Origin of the sequence: Paenibacillus sp. Soil750, from assembly GCF_001428045.1 — a bacterium.
In the GTDB taxonomy this organism is placed as follows: Bacteria; Bacillota; Bacilli; order Paenibacillales; family NBRC-103111; genus Paenibacillus_E; species Paenibacillus_E allorhizoplanae.
In genome coordinates this window covers 1-26,194 of the sequence record NZ_LMSD01000034.1, presented here as the reverse complement: position 1 = coordinate 26,194, position 26,194 = coordinate 1, and the positions used below count along the sequence as shown (strand labels likewise).

Sequence of the window (26,194 nt, the reverse complement as noted above, 5' to 3'; positions counted from 1 at the left end):
TTCACTACTCTTTCTGACATGTATCAGCGCAAGCCCCTCCTTAGAGTTTTCTTTAGAAAACTAACTTTGTAAGCATTTATTCACATGTGCTTTTTGTTGGTTGGCCGAATCAACATCTTCCGATAATCCGTCGGTGAATGTCCTACTAACTTTTTAAATACGCGACTGAAATAATTCGGATCGTTATATCCCACTTCAAATGTAATCTCTTTGAGACTTTTATCCGTTTCCTGCATCAATTGTTTGGCCGTTTCGATCCGATATTCCGTAAGAAAGTCAATATAATTCATTCCGAAATGCTCTTTAAACAGCTTACTGACATAGAAAGGATTCCGATCAACTGTAGCTGCAATCCGCTCCAGGGACAATTCCTCATGAGCATGTTTCTGGATATATAACTTCATCGTTTGGAGTAAATCTGTCTCTACGATTTCTCCAACCTGAACTAAGTTTTGAATTAATAGGCGTGATTCTGCTTTCAATTGCATATAGCTTGTCGTTGTATAGGGAAAATAAGGTGTGTGGACATCCATCCCCATTTCCTGCAACATGCGGGTTACAACGATTAACACTTCAAAAATTCGTTGCTGCGACATCACAACGCCTTGCTGGGCGCCTTCGAAGACATCAATCATTTTGGCAATCTGATCTCCAGCTTCTTCTAGATTTCCGCGTCTAATCTCTTCGAGCACACTCTTCTCCATCTCAACGGTCCGACCGCCAATCGCTTGAATATCATCCCTAGACAGATTCTCATACAAACAATAACGAGCAGGCAGCGTGTTATCCATCGACGCCAACAAAGCTTCATGATAGGATTTGCGCATGTCCCGTACATCTTTACATAATCCGCCTATGCCAATAAAAAGATGAAATCCACACTTCATATCCAAAGCTTGGATCCATTTCTTCGCTACACTTATAGCCTGTGCGCGATAGGAGAACTCACCATCCATGAATACAATTGCTGGTACTTGATTGCCTGACATTTTCCCTAGCCAGATCGGATTGGTAACATCCAGAAGCAACTCGCTTAATTGCAGATACACATCATCGTAATCCCGTAGATGTGAAGGTTCAGCCATATCATGCGAGAATTGCAAGGTCATTACAAAACCCTCTCGACCAGACGGAAACCCAATTAAGTCAATCATTTCAGCAAGTGAAGCCGATTGCACATAATCAAATAGCAGCTGCTCCACAATATCAGCCTCCACAAGAGGCGTCATCTTCTGCAGCCGTGCTTGCTCTAAGCTTCTATTCGCCAACTCCTGTTGAATCATTGTAATCTCATTAGCCACCCGTCCAATCGTCTCCAGAACAACAGAAATTCGGCTTGGTTTCAGCATATAGTCATAGACGCCTAACTTAATGGCTTGTTGAGCAAATTCAAACGTGTCAAATGCAGTAACCACAATAAACTTAACTGCTTTATTAGTCTCCCTAATCTTCTCTATCGCTTGAAGTCCATTGATGCCAGGCATCTTAATATCCATCGTGATCAGGTCTGGTTGTAACCGCTCTGCAGCTTCAATGGCTTCTCTGCCATTCGAGGCTTGGCCTACGACCTCTATATCTGGAGAACCTTCTTCAATTATTCGTTGCAACGCAATCCGCTCAATTGGTTCATCATCCACAATTAACATACGAATCATACGACATGCCCCCTCGGCAGCTTCAATGTAATACAAGTGCCAGCTCCTAGATGGGATTCAATCTCTATGATCTCTTCAACCCCATAGAATAGCTGTAAGCGATGAATCACATTCCATATGCCTATCCCCGTAGAATGGCCTTTATATATGGAATTTTCCGTCTGTGATAATAATCGATTTAACTGCTCTTCATCCATGCCCTGACCTGTATCTTGTACCTGAACAAGGATGTGTTTCTCTGCCTGCTTGACTCGAATCGTAAGCGTGCCACCTTCTTCGGCAGGTTCAATCGCATAAATAAACGCGTTCTCTGCAAGCGGTTGCAAAATAAGAATAGGAAGCTCAATTCCCAATGCATCCTCATCAATTTCACGAACGACTTGCAAACGATCACCAAAGCGAGCCTTCTGAATCGTTAAATACTCCTCAAGTACCTCGAGCTCATCCTTTAAGGACACTCGGCTATCCAGCTTACGGAGATTATATCTAAGCATACCGGCAACAGAGCTAATTAATTCGCTTGTTTTTCCCGCGCCAGCCAAATATGCTTCCTTCGACAACATATTTAACGTATTGAAAAGAAAATGGGGATTAATCTGACTTTGTAAGCTCTTCAACTCGCTTTCCTTCAGCATGAGCTTATGTCGATGCAGATCATATTCCAATTGCGCTTTACTTTGAATATCATCGATAAAATGACCAATCTTAAGTCGCATACTGTCCAGCGTTTTAGCCAAAAAGGATATTTCATCGTTATTGCCCAAATCAATGGGATTTTTGAAATTCCCCCGTGATAATTCTCGTGCAGACAGCGTTAATTTCAGCAATGGCTGTGTCACACTATCAACAAATCGATAGGAAAACAGCAAAAGCAGCAAAGAAACCAGCGCTAACGTCCAGAGTCCCATCTTCTTTATATTTTCACTTCGCTTAATAATTTTTCTATAGAAGGCATCATAGGTGTTCTGTTCACCACTAATTAAAGTGAGTGTCGCTTCTGAAATATATTTGGAAATATTGGAGGCTTCATCAAATTGTTTCGCTGCGTTTTCTTCATCATTATCTTTTTGGAAGCGAACGGCCAAATCCATCGCCTCTGCCTGACTTTCCAGCATATTCTGCAAATTATCGAGCAGCATCATGTTGCTTGCATTTCGCAACCAGCTCATCTCTGTCTTGGTTCGAAGTAGACTATTGTTATCCGAGGCATATTGATTCAAGCTTTCTAACGTAGGTGACATTCGATATTTATTCAGAGTGGTTAAAGATTGTTGACTTAATTGCGAGGCTTGATTCATTTGCATATAGCGCTGAAGAATTTCATTATACTTTTCGACGGTACGCTGATTATAAATACTCATGGAAAGCCAAATAATCGCCATAATTACCCAGATCAAGATCGACAGCATCATCATTTTACTTCGAATGGTTTTCAGGGCGCTCTCTCCTCTTCTCCAGATGAAGTCACCACGCTAATTGGTGTGAAGTAGCTGTTCTCAAGCGGCAGCTGCGCAGCATCTAACCAACGTTTCATTAAATTAACACTGAGAATACCCATATCTTCATAATGCTGCGAGAGCCCAGCTTTCACCTGCCCATTTTTAATAAGCATCATGGTTTGGGGGGAATCATCGAATTGGAAAATCGGATATTCTTTGGTCCGCGAGCGCGAATGCGCCGCTTGAACGATACTTTCTCCAGATTCGGACGACAGTCCGATAAAGGCCGTCACATCCGGATAGTGATTCAAAATATCATTCGTTTGCATCTTCGGTTGTGTCATCTCAGGATCATTAGCTGCAATTACGACCCTTAGTCCTTCGTATTTCTTAAAAACTTCGGTCAGACCTTTCAATCGCAGATCATCCGTTGATGGTGAGGATATGCTCTTAATGACACCAACTACGCCTTTCCCATTCAACTGGGTCGCAATGTACTCCCCCATAATAATCCCTTCTCGATAATGATCGGAACCGATATATGACTTACGTAAGCTGCTCGGAGCATCGGAATTAATCGTAATGATCGGTATCCCTTTCTCTGTCGCCTTCTTCACCATAAGATTAAAATCTGGATGATCCACTCCTTCTACAACAATCCCGCTCGCTTTGGAAGCGATTGCAATATCGATCTGCTTAATTAACCCTTCCAAGTTCGAACGGTATACACCCCAGAAATCAATTTGAATATGATGTTCTTCTGCGGCCTCACGGGCCCCTTTTTGAATGGCATTCATCATAAAGCTGCCTTGTTCCTGTGAGATGATCACGATGCGCTCAGCATGTTCACTCACCATAGGCTCTCCTGCCGTAGACATACTCAAATCGCTTTGATAAATCTTGAGCATATAGTAGAAAGAAAATGACAGCGTAACAAAACTACTGGCTATGATCGCAATCAAAATCAATTTTTTCATACTTTCACCCACAGACTCTTCCAATTTCCAGTAATTCTATCATGATTTCGGGGATTCGAATAGAATCAAAATAAAATCCAGCAACAATTACGTTGCTGGAAGTAGGTTTTGTGCAATCTGCTGTAAAACACATTCATGATTGAAGGCGCCTTACATAAACAGCTGCTTAATTGGTCATCCTCAGCACAATCCGACCTCGACCGTGCCCTGTCTGGCTCTTCTCATGTGCTTGGCGCACATCTGCCATTGCAAAACATTGATCAATGTGAATCGTTAGCTTTCCCTCTTCAATTAGCTCCGCTATGGCTTTCAAATCTTCCTTCGTGGCGATGCCCGGACGAATCAACGCGATGCCGTGCTGCTTGGCTTTCTCCAGCGGCGGCTGGCCCGCGATCGAAGCCAATCTGCCTCCTTGCTTCAGAACAGACCATGTACGTGCGAGGGTGTCACCACTCACCGTATCTAGTACGAAATCGACATCCTGTACGATCTCTTCGAATCGTTCAGACGAGTAGTCAATCACCTTGTCAGCGCCTAATGATGCCACATAAGACACATTCTTCGGCCCTGCCGTACCTATCACTTCTGCACCGATCCATTTCGCGAACTGTACCGCAAACATGCCAACACCTCCCGCGGCGCCATGAATCAAAACACGCTCATTCGGCTTCACTTGGCCTTCCGAAACAAGGGCACGCCACGCAGTTGTGGCTCCTCCTGACAAGGTTGCAGCCTCTTCGTAAGATAGGGAAGCGGGCTTATATGCAATCGCATCCTCAGGTGCAGTCGTGTACTCTGCATAAGTGCCTTTCGTACTTCGGCCGAATACAGGATCTCCAAGTTTCCAGATAGACACCCCTGCTCCAACTGCCTCAACGACACCAGCGAAAGCTGTTCCCGGAATATGTGGGAATTGAATCGGCATCGGGAACAAACCACGGCGTATTTTCCAATCCACAGGCAGAACACCAGCAGCATGTATGCGAACAAGCACTTCGCCTTCTTGTGGCTGTGGAATAGGGATTGTTTCTACTTGCAGGACTTCGGCCTCACCAAAAGCATGGTAACGCACAGCACGCATCAGATCAGCGTCTCTCTTATCCATGTGATCACTCATCTTGGATCTCTCCTCTTTTCTTCTCATGTATGGTATATTAATGTGTATACTCAGTAATTGGTTTTAAGCTGAGTATACTCAGTACTTTCCGCGATGTCAAGGAGGACTATGAAGCCAACTCAAACCAACACACCTGATCCACTACCTACTTCCATGGATTCCAGCCTTTCTCCATCTACACCTACGGCGGGAGATATTTTACAACTATTGATACGTACGACTCATCGATTGCATACGCAATTTGAGGAGCACTTAGCGATGTTAGGAATCCCTGCTTATTTGACGGGGCCGCGTGTACGTGTCCTCATTGCGATTGAAGAAGAAGGGCGTATTCGAATGTCAGATCTCGCGACCAAATTAGGCATCAAAGCGCGCACTGTCACACAATTCGTTGACGCACTGGAACAGGAGGCGCTCATCCATCGTACGACGGATCCTGATGATCGTCGAGCAACTTTTCTCCAGTTGACGGATGAAGCACCTCCCTTGATTGCGAATGCTCGAGCCGCGATGAGCCAAGCCTCTGATCAGGTACTCCAATCCTTATCCGCCGAAGGGAGAAGTCAACTCCAGTCCTTGTTATTCAGCTTATAGGTCTGGTGGATTTTCTATGTAACCAGTGGTAGAATATAGGAGGTTGTCCCAATTTCACAATTAGAGGAGAATGGTCATGTCAATTAATGCTTATTTAAATTTCCAAGGAAACACTCGCGAAGTTGTGACTTTCTATGCAGAAGTATTTAATCTGCCCACTCCAAAAATCATTACATTTGGTGATATGCCAGCTCACCCCGACTATCCACTTCCTGAAGAAGCCAAAAATGGCGTTATGCACACTCGTTTAGATATTAACGGAAGCCCGCTTATGTTCTCCGATGTGTTCCCAGGTATGCCCTACGTTGTAGGAAACAATATCAGTCTTTCCTACGTTAGCGCAAACGCCGATGAAATCCAAAACGCTTTCCATAAGCTCAAAGAAGGCGGGAAAATTGGCATGGAACTTCAAGCAACTGACTGGAGCAAATTGTACGGCCAAGTTGAGGACAAGTTCGGCATTCTATGGCAGTTCAATCTTGACAGTGGTGAAAGTTTCTAGAAATTACACTTAGCTTTCTCTATAGAAAAAGGATTCCATCGCTCACTTCCTTCAAGTGAGTTTACGGAATCCTTTTTATTTGCACTATAGGATGGGTGATATCAACTTCGAAATCGACTCCAGGAAACGGATGCGAAGCGACCGCTTCTCATATTCCTCCAGCGTCAGCTCCATACACCCCTCCATATCCTTCCAGAAGGTGTTTTCCAGCTTCGTTGCTGTCTCTTCATGAAACATCAGTGCATTCGTCTCAAAATTAAGCCGTAAGCTGCGAATATCGAAATTTGCAGTACCAACTGAGGCCACTTTACCGTCTACGATAATGGTTTTGGCATGCAGAAAGCCATAATCATACAGATAGCATTTCACACCTGCACGCAGCAGTTCCCCCACATAGTACAACGAAGCCCAATGAACGAATAAATGATCAGCTTTCTCAGGTATCATAATCCTTACATCAATCCCCGAGAGCGCCGCAATTCGCAACGCATTCAACATGCTTTCTTCGGGAATAAAATAAGGTGTTTGCAGCAAAATTCGGCTTTTGGCCAAATGAATCAGCTTAAGAAATGTATACACAAAATGCGGCCAAGTTTCATTCGGACCACTTGCGACAATTTGCATGGGAACCTGACCTTGTTTGGCATTCTCCAAAACCGCTGGGAAATATGTCATATCTACTTCCAATGTTTCTGCCGATGCAAGGTTCCAATCCAGGATAAAACGTGATTGCAACGCTCGCACGACACTGCCCGACAATCGAAGATGTGTATCCCGCCAGTAACCAAATTTCGGATTCAGGCCCAGGTACTCATTCCCAATATTAAATCCGCCAATGTAGCCGATCTGCCCGTCAATGATGACGAGCTTGCGATGATTCCGATAGTTAACACGATAATTAAGAAAAGGAATACTTGACGGAAAGAATGCCGCTTTGTGTCCACCTGCCAGTAGAAAATCCTTGAAAAACGAATCTTTCAACGTACGTGAGCCGATATCATCATATAAAAAACGAACAGTCACCCCTTGCTTCGCTTTGCGTGTGAGCACTTCCAGGATCCGCTGACCCAAGGTATCATTTTTCACAATATAATATTGCATGTGGATATGGTGCTCCGCTGCCTCAATTCGGCTAATCAAATCATTAAACTTCTCGACCCCATCTGTGAAAATATGTACATCGTTATCCTGCGACAAAAATGAATCATTCGTTGCAACATTCAAATAAATTAAATAACGATACTCCATAACCATTGGATCGATATAGGGAAAAGTCCCTTCCATGAGCTGCTGCCGCTGCTCACTAATCACAGTCTGCATCCGTTCCTGCATGCGCTTATTCCATTTATACAGCTTTCGGCGGCTCAAATTTTGACCTAGCATCACGTATAATAGAAAGCCTAGAATAGGAATGAATAGCAGCACCATTAACCAAGACCATGTAGCTGCCACATTGCGCCTTTCTAAGAATACCACCGTGAGTGCCAATAAAATATTAACGACGAACAACACGGTCAACATATGAGAAATCCAATCCATGCCCATTGTACCACTCCAACCCTCTTTACTTATCTGTATCTATTATACCTGAATTTTCTAAATAACGAAAAAAGCCTCTGAATTCTTTCGAATTAAGAGGCTTACTTCCAGTCAATTAAGAAGTCATTTCCGTGTAAAGCGTGATATATTGCTGAGCAGATTTGCGCCAGCTAAAGTCACCTTTTTTCATATTGTTCTGAATCTTCATCCAACTGTCACGATCATTCTTATAAAAGAAAACCGCGCGCCTGATGATGTGAAGCATATCGTGAGCGTTATAATGCGTGAAGGAGAAACCTGTGCCCTCTCCTGTAAACTCATTATACGGCTGCACTGTATCCTTCAGACCGCCTGTTTCACGAACGATCGGCACAGAACGATAGCGCAGCGCAATCAACTGTCCAATGCCACACGGCTCGAACTGTGATGGCATTAAGAAGAGATCTGATGCAGCGTAGAACTGGTGTGCTAACGCTTCATCAAAATAAATGTGCGCCGACACCTTAGTCGGATGTGTGATTGCAGCGTTCCGAAACATTTGCTCATAGACAGGCTCACCAGTTCCAAGAACAACAAGTTGTATGTCTAAGGCTAGGATTTCACGAAGCACGTGCTGAATCAGATCTAGACCCTTCTGTTGTACTAGACGAGTTACAAGTACAATCATTGGGATATCGCCGTTCACAGGAAGTCCTAGACGCTCTTGAAGTGCCGTCTTATTCTGCGTCTTCTTTGGTAACGAATCCCGATAATTCACAACCAGATTCTTATCCGTCATAGGGTCGAACACATCGTAATCAATCCCGTTCACAATGCCTGTTAATTGATCCTTGCGGTGGCGCAGTAGGCTGTCCAAGAATTCACCGTAATACGGTGTTTGAATCTCCTCCGCATATGTCTGACTTACTGTTGTTATCTGATCCGAATACAACAGTCCACCCTTCAGGAAGCTTGCGCCACCGTGAAGCTCTAGCGCTGTTCCTGAGAAGTGGTCATCTGACAAACCGAACAAATCCTTGAACACTTGTTGGCCAAATACGCCTTGATATTTCAAATTATGAACAGTCGTCATCGTCTTGATCTCGCTAAAGAACGGCAAATGCTGATAATGAGCCTTCAACAACACAGGAATCATACCTGCTTGCCAATCATGACAATGAATCACGTCCGGCTGAAAGTCAAGATATGGAAGGGCCTCAATGACACCTCGACAGAAGAAGCCAAATCGCTCCGCCTCATCCCCAAAGCCATATATACCAGATCGCTTGTAATAAAACTCATTATCGACGAAATAATAGGTAACCCCTTCATGCACCAACATATCAAGGCCGATATATTGTTTCCGCCAGCCCAACTGTACATCAAATGACGTCACATGTGTCATCAGATCTCTAAACTTAGCCGGGATATCACCATATTTCGGCAAAATAACACGCACATCAAGTCCTTGACGCGTCAGCTCCTTAGGCAAGGAGCCGATCACATCCGCTAAACCGCCTGTCTTTATAAAAGGAACGGCCTCCGAAGCCGCGAACAGTATTTTCATCTTGCCACTCCTCCAACTTTGCTAGAACCTGATCCAACACACGAACTTGCGTTTAGATCACTTTGGTTTTCGCTGCAATGAATGGTGCTTTATTGTCACCAGTTAATACCCGTCCGCGGCTAATGAAGACGTCCTTATCCAGAATCGCATTCTCGATAATTACGTTTTCCTCAATCTCGCAGTTTTGCAGAATGATACTGTTTTTCACGTAGGCGCCCTTGCGGATCTTCACCCCGCGGAACAGAATGCTGTTCTCCACTTTCCCTTCAATCTGGCAGCCATTTGCGATAAGTGCGTTCTTAGCGGAAGCGGAGTCCAAATATTTGGCAGGCGGCTCATCCTTAACCTTGGTATAGATCAGATTATTCTTCTGGAAGAACAGCTCGCGCCAAATCACAGGATTCAGCAGCTGCATACTGTGCTTGTAGTAACCTTGAATGGAATTCACAATGCCCAGATGCCCTTCAAATTTGTAGCCATAAACGCTCAGCTTATCAATATTTTTCATAATGCCATCACGAACCAAATGATCATATCCTTGCGCTAAGCAGGATTCCACCATATCCAAGAGCAACGCTTTGCTCATGATATACATTTCCATGGAGATGTTATTTGTCCGCAAACGACCCGTATGATCTTCCATCAAGGTTACTTGACCAGTGTCCTTCACAGCCATGCGGCGGAATTTCCCATGAACCTCTTCATCGGTTTGCTTATAAATCACAGTGATATCCGCTTGCATATCTTCGTGGTAACGTACCGCATCGCGTAGATCCAGATTGCACACCATGTGGCTGCGGGAAATAATGACGAACTCTTCTTTACCGCGGTAGAAATAGTCACGATGGCTATAGAACTGATACAAATCACCGCGGGAGATACCCGTCGGTTCATCCAGTACGGAAGGTAGGACGAAAAGTCCCCCACGCTTACGATCCAAATCCCACTCTTTTCCAGATCCCAGATGATCCATGAGCGAACGATATTTGTGTTGAGTGAATACAGCTACATTGTCAATCCCTGAATTCACCATATTCGATAGAGCAAAATCGATTAACCGATAACGACCACCAAAAGGCACAGATGCCGGGCAGCGGAAATAAGTCAGTTCCTCCAAATCATCCGGTTCATTGACTAAATTAATGACTCCCATCACATGTTTCATCTGACATCATCCCTTCTGATTAGCGTAGCCTGTTACCCGTTCGTTACCGCCAATAAGTACAATTTCACCATTGCCATCGACAACCGCACCATCTTCAACGACCGTATTCTCACCAATAATGGCTTTGATAATCGTTACGTTATTACCAATCTTGGCATTCGGCATAATGACTGAATCTTTAATTTGGCTGCCTTCACCAACTTGGACACCGAAGAAGAGAACAGAATGATCGACATCTCCAAAAATCGCACAGCCCTCATTGACCAATGAACGTTTAATATTCGCCGTAGGCGCTACGTATTGAGCAGGTTGGTACGGATTCTGTGAATATACACGCCAGTCTTTATCATTTAAGTTTAATTCATTATTGTCATCTAAAAGATCCATATTGGCTTCCCAAAGGCTATCAATGGTTCCAACGTCTTTCCAATAACCTTGGAACGGATAAGCAAACATTCTCGCTTCTTCCTTCAGCATCATCGGAATGATATCTTTCCCAAAGTCCTTACTGGACTCCGGATTCGCTTCATCCTCAAGTAAATAGGATTTCAATACTTTCCAGTTAAAAATGTAAATACCCATTGAAGCCAAGTTAGAGTTTGCTTCTTTCGGCTTTTCAGCGAATTCGGTAATCTCCTGCTTCTCATTTACGCTCATGATACCGAAACGGCTTGTTTCTTCCCATTTCACTTCGATAACAGCGATCGTTGCGTCCGCTTTTTTCTCTTTGTGATAAGAAAGCATGAGATCGTAATCCATTTTATAAATATGGTCACCCGAGATGACCAAGACGTATTCTGGATCATACTGCTCGATAAAGCCGATGTTGCGATAAATCGCGTTTGCAGTTCCTTTGTACCAATCTCCACCTTTTTGCTCCATGAATGGTGGCAATACAGTCACACCGCCATACTTGCGGTCAAGATCCCAAGAGCTTCCAATACCAATGTACGTATTGAGAACAAGCGGCTGATACTGTGTAAGAACACCTACGGTATCAATCCCTGAATTCGTACAATTGCTGAGAGTAAAATCAATGATGCGATATTTGCCGCCAAAGTGAACAGCTGGCTTAGCTAAATTGTTCGTCAGTACGCCTAATCTTCGCCCTTCTCCTCCAGCGAGGAGCATAGCAACACATTCTTTACTGCGCATATTTGATTTCCCCCTTCACCTTCATCAATCTCTGATTGGAATTCACTCACACACTTGATATAGACAGCCGCAAGCGGCGGAATACATAACGATAAACTGTATGGCATACCATGCATGGGACTTGCTTTGCTTGTGATTGGCAGCGTATTTCCTTGTCCGGAACCGCCAAACTCTGTAGCATCGCTATTAAAAACAACCTCGTAGAGACCTAATTTCGGAACGCCGATCCGATAATCCGGATGAACAACAGGTGTGAAATTACACACAAGAATAAGTTCATCCTCCGGCGATTTCCCTTTTCGCAAATAAGTGACAACACTTTGGCTCTCGTCATGGGGATTAATCCATGCAAAGCCTTCTGGATCATGATCCAGCTGCCACATGGCCGGTTCGTTCAAATAAAACTGATTGAGCGACTTCACGTAAAGATGCATCTGCATATGCTTCTCGTACCCGTCTAAAAGAAACCAATCCAGCTCTTCGAGATCCTTCCATTCATCGAATTGACCGAATTCACTACCCATGAAAAGCAGTTTTTTGCCTGGATGCCCCGACATGTAGCCATATAAAACACGCAAATTAGCGAACTTCTGCCAATAGTCTCCTGGCATCTTATGCAGGAGTGAACGCTTTCCATGCACGACCTCATCATGTGACAAGGGAAGTACATAATTTTCACTCCATGCGTACATGAATGAGAAGGTAATTAACTTGTGATTATATCTCCGGTGGATGGGATCCAGCTTCATATATTTTAGCATATCGTTCATCCAGCCCATATTCCACTTGTAGTTAAATCCAAGTCCACCTTCGTGCACAGGAGCCGTAACTAGCGGCCAATCCGTCGAATCTTCCGCCATCATCAGCGCGTCTGGATAATAGGAGAATACAACTTGATTCAGCTTGCGAATGAACGCAACGGCCTCCAAATTCTCATCCCCACCGAGTTGATTATGGATTGGCTCTTCATTCCATCTGCCGAAATTAAGGTGCAGCATAGAAGCAACAGCATCCACTCTGATCCCATCCATATGATACATGTCCATCCAAAATAAGGCATTTGAGATTAAGAAACTCTGAACCTCCGGCCTGCCGAAATCGAAGGTAAGTGTCCCCCACTCCAGCTTCTCAGCTTTGCGAGGGTCTTCATATTCATATAGAGGCTTGCCATCAAACTGGCGGAGTCCGTGACTGTCCTTGCAAAAATGACCTGGGACCCAGTCCATAATGACCCCAATTCCCTTTTGATGACAGCGATCTACGAAACGCATGAAATCCTTAGGTGCACCGTGACGACTAGTCACAGAGAAGTAGCCAGTGGCTTGATAACCCCATGAACGATCAAACGGATGCTCGGCCAGCGGCATGACTTCAATGTGCGTGTAACCCATGTCAACCGCATAATCCACTAATTCACTCGTTAATTGTTCGTACGTGTACAGCTCCTCGCTCTTGCGATCTTTTTTACGCCAAGTGCCTAAATGCACTTCGTAAATGGACAGCGGCTTGTTATAAGCGGGGACCTCTTTCTTCTGCTGCTGCCAGGCTTGATCCTGCCATTCATACCCCTCTAAATCAACCACCCGTGATGCCGTACCGGGCCTTAATTCAGAATAGAAGGCATAGGGATCAGCTTTTAATAAAATCTGCCCTGTCTGACTATGAATTTCGAACTTGTAATAGTCGCCTTCACGTGCTTCTGGAATGAAAATCACCCAGAGTCCTAATGAACTAATCTTTTCCATCGTATGCTCGCCGGATTGCCAATCATTGAAATCTCCAAGTACAAACACGGTTCTCGCATGCGGTGCCCAAACGGCGAATCGAACACCTTCATGCCCTATTTCTTTGCTAACATGTGCCCCTAAGATACGATAACTGTGGAAAAGGGATCCTTCATGAAGCAGAAACAAATCCTCGGAGCTGGGTATACCAACGTTTGCTCCCACATTATCCCCCCCTATTTCGACATGTCTTTACTCTAAGATGCGTGTAACAAATCGTCTCTACCTCTACAAATACAACAAACAGGTAAGGAATTCCTTCAATTCGATACGAATAAAAAAAAGGAAATCTCTCAACCTTCGGTGAATTATTGATAGGACAAGAAATGAAAGGTGGATCACCCATAATGAAAGATAAAGTAAAAGGACTTATCGTAGGTTTAACCATTGGTTCTGTTTTAAGTGGAACTGTCGCATTTGCAGCTGGTACACAAATCGAAGTAGCTTTCCGTAATCTGACGTATATGTTTGATGGTGTCGAAAAAACGCCAACTGATGCCAAAGGATTCATCTATGAAGGTAATACGTATGTACCCCTGCGCTTCATGAGCGACGCTCTTGGCAAGAAAGTTACGTGGGATGATACAACAAGTACAATTTGGGTCGGTAACAATCCGAATCAAGTCGTTGCAACATACACAGGCGGAACGGTAACAAAGGGAGAATTTGATGCGTTCTTTAACCTCAAGGCCCTGTTCAATAGTTCGCATGCGGCCTCTAAGGACAACCTAGACTATCAGACTAGTGTTCTTAAAGAACTCGTGACGAACCGAATTCTCTATAGTCGATCATCCGAAGCAGATCAGGCTGCTGCGAAAACAGGTGCCGCTGAACAAGTAGCTGCTTGGAAGCAACAGTTTGGGGCAGATAAATTTAAAGCGGACCTGCAATCGGCGCATTCATCAGAACTGGATCTCCAATATTACCTCGTTGGCAGTATGACAGGGATTAACTATGTGAAATCGAGTATTACTGACGTGCAATTGAAAGCTCAGTATGATGCAGCGCTTGCTGCCAATAAAGATGCGTTTACGATCGCTTCTGTTCGTCATATCTTGATCGGACTTAACGACGCTGAAGGCAAAACCCTTCGCACGAAGGAAGAAGCACTTACACTTGCCAAGGATATTCAAACGAAACTCAAAAATGGTGGAGACTTTGCAGCGCTTGCTAAACAATATTCCGAAGATCCAGGTTCGAAGGATACTGGCGGTCTTTACGCTGATGCTGATGTGAGCCAGTGGGTTGAAGGATTCAAAAACGCTGCGATCTCTCAAGCGGTTGGAACAATTGGTGATCCCGTTGAAACCGAGTTTGGCTATCACGTGATCAAAGTTGACTCTCGCTCTGTTAAACCTTTTGCTGCAGTAAAAGAATCACTGCGTGCTTCGCTTGAACAGGCGCAATTCCAACAATTTACTGAAAAAGAACTACCTGGTCTGATTGAAAAGATCGATTTAGGTCAATAAATGTTGTACAATGGATGTTTAGAAAAGTTTACAAGTTGAAGGATGGATTACAACATGTTTTATGCAAAAGATTGGGTCGATTATGAGCTTCTCGATACGGGCGGCGGCGAAAAGTTAGAGCGCTGGGGGACGATTGTTCTTCGTAGACCCGACCCACAGATTATTTGGCCACTACAGAAAGAAACGCCAGCTTGGCGTCAAGCTGATGCGCATTATCACCGCAGCTCCAGCGGCGGCGGCCAATGGCAACAGAATGCTGAGCTCCCTGAGCGTTGGACGATTACGTATGATCAGAAGCTGACCTTTTATATTAAGCCAACTAGCTTTAAGCATACGGGTCTTTTCCCTGAGCAAGCGGTCAATTGGAAATGGATGATGGACAAGATTAAGGGTGCTGGTCGTCCGATCAAAGTTCTTAACCTCTTCGCTTATACGGGCGGAGCAACACTGGCGTGTGCGCATGCAGGTGCGGAAGTATGCCATGTGGATGCTTCTAAAGGGGTCGTTCAATGGGCGAAGGAGAATTTGCACCTGAGCGGCATGGGTTCTAGACCTGTTCGATTCATTACGGATGATGTTTTCAAATTCGTACAGAGAGAACAACGTCGCGGCAGCAAGTACGATGCGATCATTATGGATCCACCATCTTACGGACGTGGACCTAACGGTGAAACCTGGAAATTGGAGGATGACCTCTTCCCTTTCATTCAGACTTGCCAATCCATTTTGACGGACAACCCATTGTTCCTGTTAATCAATTCCTACACGACAGGCATCTCGGCAACTGTACTTCAGAACATTTTGACAATGGCGATGAAAGACAAGCATGGCGGCACGATCTCCAGCGGTGAAATCGGCCTGCCAATCACCCACTCCGGCCTTATGCTCCCTTGCGGTATTCTGGGACGCTGGGAGGCGTAAACGGTGGCATTGAAGGATGAATACGGTGCATCGCAGATACCGATTATTTTCGAAGACAACCACATTCTTGTTGTTGAGAAGCCCGTCAACATGCCTACGCAGGAAGACGAGTCTCGTGATCTTGACTTGTTGAACGCCTTGAAGGCGGATATCAAGGAGCGATACAACAAGCCCGGCAATGTTTACCTCGGGCTTGTTCATCGCTTGGATCGTCCGGTTGGCGGCGTGATGGTCTTCGCCAAAACGTCAAAAGCCGCGTCTCGACTGTCGGACGCGGTACGAACACGACAGCTCGACAAGACGTACGTCGCTGTCGTGCACGGTAAACCCTCCCAGCCGGCCGCTACGCTGCGCCACTGGCTGTGGAAGGATACGCGGACGAATACTGTCAGCGTGGTCAAGGCAGGCCAGCAAGACGCCAAGGAGGCGGTGCTGGACTATAAGCTGCTCGGCAGCCAAGACGGGCTCAGCTTGATCCAGATCAAGCTGCACACCGGGCGGCCGCATCAGATCCGCGTGCAGCTGGCTGCCATTGGCTGCACGCTGTATGGGGACCAGCGCTACGGCAGCGCTGTAAACAAACCTGGCCAACAGCTCGCGTTGTGGGCCACGGCACTTGCCTTTGAGCATCCTGTGCTCAAAGAGGAGATGCACTTCCGGTCGCTGCCACCAGTACAGCGGCCTTGGAACGAATTTACCATCCCCGAGCTATGAGGGGATGAAGGCCATTTAATTCGCAACCTTGCCCAATAAATAAATAAGCAATTTCTGATTATGAGCGGAAACGCGATTCAGGTACGAATCCAACAGTTCTTCACGGATTCCACGGCCTCTCTCGCATTCCGCTTTTCCTTTATCCGTGACGTGGATCCAAACAATTCGGCGATCCTTCTCATCTCGAACACGGGTAATCAACTCCGCTTTTTCCATCCGGTCTAGTAAGGTTGTAACGGCAGCAGGTGTCGTGGATAAATACTCGATTAAATCCGAAGGCTTCATACGTTCATGGACTAGGAGCAATTCAAGCACATTCAGTTGTCCTTCCGTAATCGTAGGGGCTAAGCCTACCTCCATCTGATTTTTCAATTCCTTCGATAATTTTAGCCATAGCTTTCCGAATTCATCGGAATACATCCTCATCAACTCGCTTCCATTTTCACCTATTTACAGCAAGTATAGCATGCCTTTTCTCTACTTTAAAGATTAATGCCATTAATATTTTCTTACAAAAATTGCGAGATTCATAGACATGCTGTGGTTTGCTGATACCTAATGTCGAGCCTTCACATAGTTTGTCTAGTCATGTGTGGAATGACAAGCGAATCGACTTCTTTTAACAAGTTGCCCAGAACCTACATATACTGATCGAAGGTGTCATGCACCCTTGTAATCAACAGCGAATTCCTTTACTTTCGGAGAAACTTGACGTGCAAGGCTGTTAACTTACTTTCAAGGAGTGATTGGATTGGAAGCTTGGAAAGTGGAGCTAGGTAAAAAAGCGCTGGAAGCCGGTATGCTAAAAGACCCACAGTGGCTTGATCGATTAGATGAACCGATGCCTCTGTGGGTCTTATTAGAATTAGCTTTTGCATTAATTGAAAGACTGGATCCACCAACGATTAGTTACGATTGAGGAAAGCGCAAAATCTCAACAATCGATTCTGTTTTCGTCACAGGAATAAGCGATTTGCCTTGGGATTTGCGATCTTCTAACGGAGCTGTTTCTGTTGAGAATCGCAGTTTCTCGCCATTACTCATCACAGCTGTAATCAAGTAATCCATTTTCACAATGAATGTCCGGATTAAAGCTGAACCGTTAGGTCTGACACGCTTACCTTCCTTGAATTCGAAGGTAATAATCCCCTTCCCGCCGCGACCTTGAATTGGATAGTCTACAACGAGAGATCGCTTCGCATACCCGAGGTCCGAGATCACCAGTACTTCCCCTTCATCCCCATAGATCCACTCAGCTGACACGACTTCATCGTCTTCCTTGAGCTGGATGCCGCGTACTCCTGCGGCCGCACGGCCCATCGGGTTTACTTCTTCCTCACGGAAACGAATGCTCATGCCTTGCTTCGTGACGAGAAGAATTTCCTTCGAATTGTCACTCATTTGAACATGAAGCACTTCATCTTGCTCGCCAAGTTTGCACGCAACAATCGCATTTGAGCGGTTCGTCATATATTCCTTCAGCTCTGTCCGCTTCACTTGACCTTTTCGTGTAACGAACACGAGTGACTTCGTCGGATCCTCGAATCCCTTGACTGGAATGACATTCACGATTCGATCTTCCTTCGCAATCGGGATGACATTCACGATCGCTGTTCCATTCTCTTTCCACTTATATTCTGGAATTTGATGGACAGGCAATAAGTAGTATTGCCCCTTCTTCGTGAAGATCAGCAAACTCTCGATCGTATTGACATCCAGCAAGAAACGAAGATAATCGCCTTCCTTCAAGCCTGTATTCTCAAGCTCTCCACCTGAACGTGTGAAGGAAAGCTTGCTTGTACGCTTCAAGTAGCCTTCATTGGACAAGGTGACAAGCACATCTTCCGCCGTTACTAGAACTTCTAGATTAACTTTCAGTTCTTCGACTTCTCCTTGAATCTCGGAGCGGCGATCAATACCATATTTCTTGCGGATCTCGCCCATCTCATCTTTAATAACGCCTAGTAGTTTCTTCAAGCTGCCAAGAATCCCACGCAAGTATGCAATTGTTTTCTCAACATCCTTCAATTCCTTCTCCAGCGTTGTTATTTCCAAATTCGTTAAACGGTATAATTGCAGGACGAGGATGGCATCAGCTTGTCGTTCCGAAAAATGAAACTTCTCTACGAGATTATTTTGAGCATCCTGCCGATTTTTCGAAGCTTTAATCGTGGCAATGACCTCATCTAGTATGTTCAGTGCTTTCACAAGTCCTTCGAGGACATGTGCTCGATCTTCCGCTTTCTCAAGCTCATATTGGGAGCGGAACGTCACGACCTCTTTCTGATGCCCTATATAGGCTTCTAGAATCTCGCGGATACCGAGCTGACGAGGTGCTTTATTCACAATCGCAACCATGTTGAAATTATACGTGACTTGCAGATCCGTTTTCTTCAGCAAATAGGCCAGAATCCCTTGTGCATCTGCTTCCTTCTTGAGCTCAATCACGATACGAAGCCCATTCCGTCCGCTTTCATCCCTTACTTCCGCGATTCCCTCGATTTTTTTCTCCAGACGGATATTCTCCATCGCCGTTACTAACCGAGATTTAACCACTTGATAGGGAATTTCTGTTATCACAATTTGCTGTCTGCCACCGCGCATTTCTTCGATCGCAGTTTTGGAACGGATATAGATACGACCTTTACCTGTCCGGTAGGCTTCACGAATGCCTTCTTCGCCCATGATGATCCCTGAAGTCGGGAAATCAGGACCTTTGACAATGGACATTAATTCGTCAACCGTAATTTCAGGTTTATCGATCATAGCAGTACAAGCATCAATAATTTCGCGCAAGTTATGTGGCGGAATTTCTGTTGCAAAGCCTGCAGAGATCCCACTTACCCCGTTAACGAGCAAATTTGGATAACGAGCAGGTAATACGACCGGTTCTTTGGTTGAATTATCGAAGTTATCTTTGAACATGACCGTGCGCTTCTCAATATCGCGCAGTAATTCCATTGCGATTTCTGACAGCCGTGCTTCTGTGTAACGCATAGCTGCCGGTGGATCATCGTCTAAGGAACCCCAGTTCCCGTGACCATCGACTAGTGTATGCCCCATTTTCCATGGCTGTGCCATACGTACCATACCATCATAAATCGACGCATCACCATGCGGATGATAATTACCCATTACATCCCCGACGGTTTTGGCTGATTTTCGGTAAGGCTTATCTGGCGTATTGCCGGAGTCATACATCGCATACAACACACGACGTTGAACTGGCTTCAAGCCGTCTCTCACGTCAGGTATTGCGCGATCTTGAATAATATATTTGGAATACCGACCGAAGCGATCCCCTACGATCTCCTCCAGAAAGGCTGGCAAAAACTCTTCTATGATACTCACTTTCTCGTCACCACTCTTTTTGGAAATATAACAATTACATGTTTCACATGATAAGTTGTCTATATTTTTAGATAAACGCTTTCGTCCTTTGAGGACGACGTAGCCGTTTATTTCATCTACTCAACATATTCCGTAAAATCAACGTTTTCGATAATCCATCTCTTACGTGGATCTACTTTATCGCCCATCAATGTTGTCACACGACGTTCTGCTTTGGCCGCATCTTCGATCTGTACTTGGAGCAGCGTTCGACTTTCCGGATTCATCGTCGTTTCCCACAGCTGATCCGGATTCATCTCGCCTAATCCTTTATAGCGCTGAAGCTCCGTATTCTTACCGAGTTCTTTGACCACTACTTGCAGTTGATCGTCAGTCCAAGCATATTTATGACCACCATTTTTACCTTTTCTCGTCACTTTATACAGAGGAGGCTGAGCAATATACACTTTGCCAGCATCAATCAATGGTTTCATGTAACGATAGAAGAAAGTTAGCAGCAACACTTGAATGTGTGCGCCATCCGTATCGGCATCTGTCATCAGAATAATTTTGCCGTAATTCGTCTCTTCCGCTTCGAACTCAGAACCTACTCCAGCCCCGATCGCTGCGATAATGGCCTTATACTCTTCATTTTTCAAAATATCAAGAAGCTTTGCTTTCTCGGGATTCATCGGCTTACCTTTGAGCGGCAATATCGCTTGATGCTTCGAATCACGCCCTTGCTTCGCTGATCCACCAGCAGAATCACCTTCCACGATGAATAGCTCATTCCGTTGCAAATCCTTCGATTGCGCAGGTGTTAGCTTCCCATTCAGGTTAGAGCTCTCACTCTTCCCTTTCTTGCCGCTGCGAATCTCTTCACGTGCTTTACGCGCGGCTTCTCTCGCTCTGGATGCTTGTACAGCCTTCTTCAACATCATTTGCGCTATATGAGGATTTTCTTCAAGGAAAACGGTCATTTTATCGGATACAACGGCATCTACCGCACTACGTGCAATAGCACTTCCTAGTTGGTCCTTGGTTTGACCTACGAATTCGACATCACCCATCTTGATATTGATGACGACCATCATACCTTCTCTGAGATCCGTCCCATCGAGGTTTTTATCCTTTTCCTTGAGAATGCCCCCTTTACGGGCATATTCATTCATCACTCGCGTGTAAGCTGTCTTAAAACCCGTCTCATGGGTTCCACCGCCGCGTGTAGGAATCGAATTTACGAAGGATGCAATCGTCTCCGTATAGCCATCATTGTATTGCAGAGCGACTTCAACTTCAATTTCTTCCTTCTCCGAGGCAAAATGAATAACAGGATGCAGCACGGTCTTCTCTTCATTCAGGAAGGCTACAAACTGGCTTGCACCGCCTTCATACTGAAACGAATCCACTTTATCTGTGCGTTCGTCTTTCAGGTTGACTTGCAGTCCCGAGTTCAGGAATGCAATTTCCTGCAAACGCTCAGCTAGTGTATCGTAATTGATCGTCGTTCCACCTTGGAAGACGCGTTTATCTGGTTTGAAAGTTACTTTCGTCCCTGTGCGATTGGTGTTGCCGATAACCTCAAGTCCTGTTACAGGTTCACCAACATGTTCTATGCCTTTATCATCAACCCAATATTCAAAACGCATCTTATGCACTTTGCCATCGCGATTAATTTCTACTTCCAACCACTCTGAAAGCGCGTTAGTTACCGAAGCTCCGACACCATGCAAGCCTCCAGATTTCTTATAGCCTGAACCTCCGAATTTACCGCCAGCGTGGAGGATGGTGAATACGACTTGTGGCGTAGGAACACCTGTCTTATGCATGCCTGTAGGAATACCGCGGCCATTATCATGTACGGTAACCGATTGATCTTTATGTATCATGACATTAATTTTGGAACAATGCTTTGCCAGATGCTCATCGACTGCATTATCTACGATTTCCCAGATCAGATGATGAAGACCTGAAGAACTGGTACTGCCAATATACATCCCTGGTCTTTTACGAACAGCAACAAGCCCTTCCAGGACTTGAATATCGTCTGCTTCGTAATCTGTCGTGGGTGTCGGGGCTTTCCCTTTCGCAAATTCTAGCTGCTCAGCCATTGGAGCCCTCCTTTATCTCTTTAATCTCTAATTTAAAATATCTTTGCGCGAAAATACCGTAAACGAAACGATAAGCGCTATTACAGTCCATACGCTTAGCACACTAAGCGAGAACCCTAAATCCATACCTTGAATAGGTGGGATCCCTCCGGTTAGATACTTCGTCAGATCCAAATTGACCATAAACAAATATTTAGCCGTCTCCCACGAGGAAACCATGTTTGATAAAATGGTTCCTGATATTAATACGGCAAGCATGACCCCCATACCTGCTGCGGTTGATCGAATTAATACAGAAAGCATCAGCGACATGATCGCTACTACGATTGCTGTAAACCATACTAAGCCGAATTCCATCAAGAGAAAGAACCATTGATCCACGGCGCGAACACGACTAAAATCGACATCTGCCCCAGACAACTGTATGCCTGTGAAAATCGGCATGTTCCATCCGTTATAACCAAAAACAACGCCAGAAATCAAGTAACAAATCAATCCCGTCGATAAAACAGTCAGTGAGGTGAAGAAGATAACGGTAATTAATTTACTCAATAGGATTTTCCAACGCCTGACCGGTCTTGTCAACAATAATTTAATAGTCCCCGTAGAATGCTCGGATGATACGATATCTGCTGAAATGACCATAATAATCAACGGAATAAATAAACCTACGGCATTTTTCACAAATTCACGTGTAAATGTAACCGCATTCGGTGAACTTGGATTCACGTCTTGATCCAGATAGTAGTTTGCAATTTGAATTTGTACACGGAGCTGCTGCTTCCACTCATCTGGTGTTCGTGCTGAGCTAAGGCGTTTTTCCCAGTCGGTCACTTTCTGCCGCTGATCCGCCTTCCAATCCGATGTACCAAATTGCTTCTGTGTATGTTGAGCAACTCGCATTTGAGCATAAGTGAACATGGGAATTAAAGCAAGAAGAATAAGTAGAATGACATAAAATCGCTTTTTCTTAATCATTTTGATCATTTCATTTTTAACTAAAGCATAGAGTCCTGTCAATTCATTCACCTTCTCCTACTCGATTCGTTCCCCTTCGGTTAGACGCAAGAACAAATCTTCAAGTGTTGGATTTTTGATTTCTACTGCGTACAAACTAATTCCTTGTTCGATTAGGAGTTGGCTTAGCTTAGGAATGTCTTCTTGATTCATTTGAGTTGAAATCTGCATAGCCGTTGTTGGTAAGTTAGATAGATTATCTGCGTCTACCGCAATGGCTGAAATCACGAACTCAGAAGATTGCAGTACACGCTGCGCATGTTCACCTGGTGAAACCGTCCACACGACTCTACCGCCTTGAGCAATGAGCTCATCGACAGCACCGACTTGAATCACTTCACCATGGCTAATAATCGCTACACGGTGACACATTTGCTGAAGTTCGCTGAGCAAGTGGCTGGAGACGAATAAACTAAGTCCATCTGCAGCTAATCGTTGTATAAACTCCCTCATTTCTTTGATCCCCTGTGGGTCAAGTCCATTTGTTGGCTCGTCCAAAATCAATAAGCTTGGCCGCCCTAATAGCGCTTGAGCAATCCCTAAGCGTTGGCGCATGCCAAGTGAATAGGTACGCACTTTATCATGAATCCGCTGATCCATCGAGACAATTTCCACGACTTCTCGAATCCGATTCTCATCGACATCAGGCAGCATGCGGGCGAAATGCTCGAGATTTTCCCAACCTGTCAGATAGGAATAAAGCTCTGGATTTTCAACAATACAACCCACTTTTCTCATCGCTTCGTCATGCTCTTTATGTACATCAAACCCACAGATTTGTATAGTCCCTTCCGTAGGACGAATCAAATCCACGAGCATACGAATTGTCGTTGTTTTGCCTGATCCATTAGGCCCAAGAAAACCAAATATTTCACCAGCATAGACATCAAAAGAAATGCCTTTAATAATCTCTTTGTTTTTGATGCTTTTTTTAAGATTATTGACAGATAAAACAATTTTAGGCGTTGCTGCTATAGCCATAGAGCATGTCCTCCCTATTTTAAAATTTGGACGATCCGATCCGCAATTCGCTCATACCCATCCCCATTCGGATGAAAATGATCGGCAGAAGATAAATATTTGATCAAATTTTGCTCAAATAGGTCGTAGGTAGGAACAATGAGCATCTGTGGATACTTATTCGTCAGTTTAAACACGCCGTTATTCCAGCGTTGCACGGTTAAGGAACCCTGTCTCGATGGATCAAGATCTAGAAAAGGGTGATACAAACCGATATATAAGAGCGTTGCTTTCGGGTTCGCTTGATTTATGGATGAGATGATCTTTTCCATTTTGGCTAGTGCTGGGTCTACCCGTTTCTCTGCGGCTTCAGGATTAAATTCGGTCTGATTGTCTCCTTTAAAGAGCCCATCCCCTCCAGCAAAAATATCATTTCCACCGATCGTAAGCAAAATGATATCTGCTTGCGCTAGTGCATCTTGTGTTTTTTTCAATTCTAAATCCGCAAGAAGCTGATCGCTTTTGTAGCCAGGAATAGCTAGGTTATTAAGCACAAAAACGGGTTTACCGCTTGCTTTTTCCAGCTTTTCACGGACACGACCAACATAGCCTTTACCCGTATTGTCGCCAGTTCCAGCTGTGAGTGAATCCCCGAGTGCGACGATTTGCAGCTTGCTGCTGCTTTCAATAATCGATGGTTTCGTAGGTGCTGGAGTAGCGAGTTGCCAATCTCCAGACGCTTTAGGGAACCATATTTGATTCGCCGCGTACGCAAAGCCAACGGCGAAAACAATCGTAGATATTGACGCGGTTAAACCAATGGCACCCCAGATGAAGCGAGATGATTTCAATGCTGTCCCCTCCTGCGAATAATTGGCATATTTCCAATTTAAGAGTATAGCTTCTCGTCAAATTTTGCAAACATTGGACAGATTCGTCGAGTTTACGGGATGTGATTGCAGGATGCTCACAAATAGTTCCACCCTGTAACTCGATTTTTTCGGCTTACAGCGTGTTCACAGCTCTAATTCCACTCTGTAACTCGATTTTATCGACTTACAGCGTGTTCACTGCTTTAATTCCACGCTGAAACTCGATTTTATCGGCTTACAGCATGTTCACAGCTCTAATTCCACCCTGTAACTCGATTTTATCGACTTACAGCATGCTACACACCACTTTTTCAGGTGACAGATTGTGTCGTTGGATGGCTGGTGGTGAATGGTTGGGCGTGGGGGCTATTAGTGATTCGTGTCTCGTTAAATGGCAGTTGTCAGTAGTAGGTGTGTCCCTGTGGCACAATTATCCTATCAATCGGTAACACTCAAATTCAGAAAATTAGCCCAACCATGGGCTTAAATGTTGGAGAATATGACAAAGAAAGCAGCCTAAACCTACCAGAGGCCGGCCGCTTCCACTGCATTTATTTACTATCGAGGGTTAACAATAATTTGGTTTGAATATCGAGTTGTTTATCAATGGAAACAGGGTCACCAGTGAAGATCTCATTGATCGAGCTGCGCATGTAATAATTTCGGCTCATACCAGCCATTTCGGCTAATTCCTCAATTGTCATTTGAAGATGAGAAAATTGCTCCAAATAGTCCATGGTGCGCTTCTCAGATAGATGACGATCCTCCTCTGGGCCACATGCTTGTCCATCCTCTAGAATATGGCGTAGGAGGTCTTGAAAAGTCGCTTGTGAACGCATTCTACCTAATGCCTCAACAGAATGCCAGTGTACCCAAATCGTATAACATAGTTCGCTTATTACTGATGCATTGGTTAAACCAATATCACCCAGCAGCGGGAAATGACTTCTCGCTCTTGTAATTTCTAGTATTGAATCCCTATCGCCTATTTCAGCTATCGCATCGAATTGGAAGACATACAGCCCTTTGGAAGTGCAGCTACGAAAGTTGCTTAAGCCACAGCCTATCGAGCTCCATATAGCGAGCTTTCTTCATCTCGTAGTCTTCCATTACCTCGTATGCACCACCGCGCTGAATAGGTCATTCAACTCATTTTAAATGATAACCACTCTCAATTTCTATTCGAATTTTCTTTCGCATCGCATAAAAAAGCTGCCTAACCACTTTCAATGAACTGTGACCCGTAAGATGGACACTTTGAAAAAAGTGCCCTCTTACGGGTCATTTGTGTTTTAATCAGACTATGAGAATGGAGCGGAGGAAGAAA

The 26,194-nt window shown here is 44.7% G+C and carries 22 protein-coding genes; 6 read left to right on the top strand and 16 right to left on the bottom strand.

From position 1 onward, the window contains the following. Positions 1-80 precede the first annotated feature (80 nt). The 4 genes from ASL11_RS24675 to ASL11_RS24660 all read right to left on the bottom strand — a co-directional run bounded on the left by ASL11_RS24675 (position 81) and on the right by ASL11_RS24660 (position 5,188). A complete protein-coding gene (locus tag ASL11_RS24675; protein WP_056620789.1) occupies positions 81-1,655 on the bottom strand; it encodes a response regulator in 1,575 nt (524 codons plus the stop codon). Beyond that, positions 1,652-3,052: a sensor histidine kinase gene (locus tag ASL11_RS24670; protein WP_162261680.1), complete on the bottom strand. Its 1,401-nt coding sequence runs from the start codon at positions 3,050-3,052 to the stop codon at positions 1,652-1,654. The genes ASL11_RS24675 and ASL11_RS24670 overlap by 4 nt, the downstream gene beginning before the upstream one ends. Before the next feature lie 35 nt (positions 3,053-3,087). After that, positions 3,088-4,071 carry a sugar ABC transporter substrate-binding protein gene (locus ASL11_RS24665; protein WP_157257038.1) on the bottom strand — a complete coding sequence of 328 codons (984 nt, stop codon included), beginning with the start codon at positions 4,069-4,071 and terminating at the stop codon, positions 3,088-3,090. A gap of 166 nt (positions 4,072-4,237) precedes the next feature. After that, complete coding sequence (locus ASL11_RS24660) at positions 4,238-5,188, bottom strand: NADP-dependent oxidoreductase (RefSeq protein WP_235550575.1); 951 nt, start codon at positions 5,186-5,188, stop codon at positions 4,238-4,240. Between the two features lie 108 nt (positions 5,189-5,296). Here ASL11_RS24660 and ASL11_RS24655 point away from each other — a divergent pair, with 108 nt between their 5' ends. After that, on the top strand, positions 5,297-5,782 hold the full coding sequence (locus ASL11_RS24655; protein WP_235550574.1) for a MarR family winged helix-turn-helix transcriptional regulator: 486 nt from the start codon (positions 5,297-5,299) through the stop codon (positions 5,780-5,782). Between the two features lie 76 nt (positions 5,783-5,858). Then, positions 5,859-6,284 carry a VOC family protein gene (locus ASL11_RS24650; RefSeq protein WP_056620783.1) on the top strand — a complete coding sequence of 142 codons (426 nt, stop codon included), beginning with the start codon at positions 5,859-5,861 and terminating at the stop codon, positions 6,282-6,284. An 84-nt stretch (positions 6,285-6,368) separates the two neighbouring features. Here the strand turns inward: ASL11_RS24650 and cls are convergent, their stop codons facing one another. The 5 genes from cls to glgB form a co-directional block, all read right to left on the bottom strand. Next, entirely contained in the window at positions 6,369-7,829 is a 1,461-nt protein-coding gene (gene cls, locus ASL11_RS24645) for a cardiolipin synthase (RefSeq protein ID WP_327205115.1), read from the bottom strand. A gap of 109 nt (positions 7,830-7,938) precedes the next feature. Next, complete coding sequence (glgA, locus tag ASL11_RS24640; protein WP_056620781.1) at positions 7,939-9,369, bottom strand: glycogen synthase GlgA; 1,431 nt, start codon at positions 9,367-9,369, stop codon at positions 7,939-7,941. Positions 9,370-9,421: 52 nt separating this feature from the next. Then, positions 9,422-10,534: a glucose-1-phosphate adenylyltransferase subunit GlgD gene (gene glgD / locus ASL11_RS24635; protein WP_056620779.1), complete on the bottom strand. Its 1,113-nt coding sequence runs from the start codon at positions 10,532-10,534 to the stop codon at positions 9,422-9,424. A 6-nt stretch (positions 10,535-10,540) separates the two neighbouring features. Beyond that, complete coding sequence (locus ASL11_RS24630; RefSeq protein ID WP_056620777.1) at positions 10,541-11,689, bottom strand: glucose-1-phosphate adenylyltransferase; 1,149 nt, start codon at positions 11,687-11,689, stop codon at positions 10,541-10,543. Further along, positions 11,632-13,638, bottom strand: a complete 2,007-nt coding sequence (glgB, locus tag ASL11_RS24625) for a 1,4-alpha-glucan branching protein GlgB (protein WP_063795683.1) — start codon at positions 13,636-13,638, stop codon at positions 11,632-11,634. The genes ASL11_RS24630 and glgB overlap by 58 nt, the downstream gene beginning before the upstream one ends. Before the next feature lie 182 nt (positions 13,639-13,820). Here glgB and ASL11_RS24620 point away from each other — a divergent pair, with 182 nt between their 5' ends. Genes ASL11_RS24620 through ASL11_RS24610 form a run of 3 tightly spaced genes read left to right on the top strand, consistent with a single transcriptional unit; the run spans position 13,821 to position 16,577 of the window. After that, a complete protein-coding gene (locus ASL11_RS24620) occupies positions 13,821-14,942 on the top strand; it encodes a peptidylprolyl isomerase (protein ID WP_056620775.1) in 1,122 nt (373 codons plus the stop codon). 54 nt (positions 14,943-14,996) lie between these two features. Continuing rightward, positions 14,997-15,863, top strand: a complete 867-nt coding sequence (locus tag ASL11_RS24615; protein ID WP_056620772.1) for a class I SAM-dependent methyltransferase — start codon at positions 14,997-14,999, stop codon at positions 15,861-15,863. Positions 15,864-15,866: 3 nt separating this feature from the next. Continuing rightward, on the top strand, positions 15,867-16,577 hold the full coding sequence (locus ASL11_RS24610) for an RluA family pseudouridine synthase (protein ID WP_268796231.1): 711 nt from the start codon (positions 15,867-15,869) through the stop codon (positions 16,575-16,577). Between the two features lie 15 nt (positions 16,578-16,592). Here ASL11_RS24610 and ASL11_RS24605 read toward each other — a convergent pair whose 3' ends face one another. After that, positions 16,593-16,997 (bottom strand): MarR family winged helix-turn-helix transcriptional regulator, encoded by a 405-nt coding sequence (locus tag ASL11_RS24605; protein ID WP_056621812.1) that lies wholly within the window; start codon positions 16,995-16,997, stop codon positions 16,593-16,595. A 331-nt stretch (positions 16,998-17,328) separates the two neighbouring features. Between ASL11_RS24605 and ASL11_RS36715 the strand changes: the two genes are divergently transcribed. Then, a complete protein-coding gene (locus tag ASL11_RS36715; protein WP_157257037.1) occupies positions 17,329-17,496 on the top strand; it encodes a hypothetical protein in 168 nt (55 codons plus the stop codon). Here the strand turns inward: ASL11_RS36715 and gyrA are convergent. The 6 genes from gyrA to ASL11_RS24575 form a co-directional block, all read right to left on the bottom strand. Then, entirely contained in the window at positions 17,487-19,928 is a 2,442-nt protein-coding gene (gene gyrA, locus ASL11_RS24600; RefSeq protein WP_056620770.1) for a DNA gyrase subunit A, read from the bottom strand. The two genes, ASL11_RS36715 and gyrA, sit on opposite strands and share 10 nt — an antisense overlap. 116 nt (positions 19,929-20,044) lie before the next feature. Next, the gene (gene parE / locus ASL11_RS24595; protein WP_056620768.1) at positions 20,045-22,018 is read right to left on the bottom strand and encodes a DNA topoisomerase IV subunit B; all 1,974 of its coding nucleotides are present in this window, start codon (positions 22,016-22,018) and stop codon (positions 20,045-20,047) included. 27 nt (positions 22,019-22,045) lie between these two features. Next, positions 22,046-23,038 carry an ABC transporter permease gene (locus tag ASL11_RS24590; protein WP_082595796.1) on the bottom strand — a complete coding sequence of 331 codons (993 nt, stop codon included), beginning with the start codon at positions 23,036-23,038 and terminating at the stop codon, positions 22,046-22,048. 15 nt (positions 23,039-23,053) lie between these two features. Further along, entirely contained in the window at positions 23,054-24,016 is a 963-nt protein-coding gene (locus ASL11_RS24585; protein ID WP_082595795.1) for an ABC transporter ATP-binding protein, read from the bottom strand. Positions 24,017-24,030: 14 nt separating this feature from the next. After that, positions 24,031-24,846, bottom strand: coding sequence for a GDSL-type esterase/lipase family protein (locus ASL11_RS24580; protein WP_056620766.1), 816 nt, complete (start codon positions 24,844-24,846; stop codon positions 24,031-24,033). 572 nt (positions 24,847-25,418) lie between these two features. Continuing rightward, complete coding sequence (locus tag ASL11_RS24575) at positions 25,419-25,706, bottom strand: hypothetical protein (protein WP_056620764.1); 288 nt, start codon at positions 25,704-25,706, stop codon at positions 25,419-25,421. Positions 25,707-26,194: the final 488 nt, after the last annotated feature.